The organism is Oleiphilus sp. HI0079 (genome assembly GCF_001635105.1).
The window spans coordinates 1-944 of the sequence record NZ_LWFT01000209.1 but is presented as its reverse complement, the minus strand read 5'-3'; the positions used below and the strand labels follow the sequence as shown (position 1 = coordinate 944).

The 944-nt window shown below is 48.3% G+C and carries 2 protein-coding genes; one reads left to right on the top strand and one right to left on the bottom strand.

Translation table 11 applies throughout. The features are described from left to right. Positions 1–531 (bottom strand): 3'(2'),5'-bisphosphate nucleotidase CysQ (locus tag A3750_RS03070; protein ID WP_304440165.1); only part of this gene is annotated, 531 nt, incomplete at its 3' end. 58 nt (positions 532–589) lie between these two features. On the opposite strand from A3750_RS03070, the gene A3750_RS03065 reads away from it, so the two are divergent. Beyond that, the coding region (locus tag A3750_RS03065; protein WP_156498346.1) for a haloacid dehalogenase-like hydrolase at positions 590–944 on the top strand (355 nt) is incomplete at its 3' end.

Genomic DNA, 944 nt, shown 5'->3' with positions numbered 1-944 from the left:
TAAGTCGTCTAGGGCTTCAGCTCCGTGACGGCGACTTCCGACTACTTTTAGTTCGCCACCCAGTTTCAGAGCTTGAGCCTCGAGCCTCTCTTCGCCGGCCCTATCTTTTCTCACGCTACCGAAATCCGTGCCGCCGAAATAGAGTTTATCCAAAACCGGCACGTAGACGTAGCCGAGAATCGCCTCTCCATCGCGAATCAATGCAATATTGACGGTAAATTCACCATTCTTATTGATGAATTCTTTGGTGCCATCGAGAGGGTCAACTAACCAATACTCGGACCAAGTGCCACGGATATCATAGCCTGGCAAGCCGCCTTCCTCGGAGAGGATCGGAATGTCTGGAGTTAGCTCGAGCAAGCTCTTCTCAATAATTCTGTGCGCTGCAATATCGGCTTGGGTAACAGGTGAGTCATCGGACTTGGTGTCTATGTCCAATGGCGCCTCTTGCTGGTAAACCTTCAGGATGGCTTGACCGGCTTCTCTTACAATGCGCTCTAGCGCGGGAAACAACTCTCTTAAATCTGACATATCTTCCATGCTTAGTTAGAATGCAGTGAATAAACGCGACCTGAGTATAAAGACTTTGATGCTCGACTGGAATGAAATAGACACGGTCTTCCTTGATATGGACGGCACCTTGCTGGACCTGCATTATGATAACTACTTCTGGCTGCACCACCTGCCGAAGCGTTATGCAGAGATGAAGTCGATGACAGAAGAACAGGCCCGGGATTATCTTGGAGAGTTCTTCCATAGTCTCAAGGGCACGCTGAACTGGTATTGCTTCGATTATTGGGCCGACTTGTTGAATATCGATTTGCTTAGTCTCAAGCATGAAGTGAAAGATAAAATTGCTTTTCGGCCACATGCCCAGACTTTTTTGCAGTTATTGGCGGAAGCGCATTATCGAGTAATTCTCGTTACGAACTCCCACAGAGCAG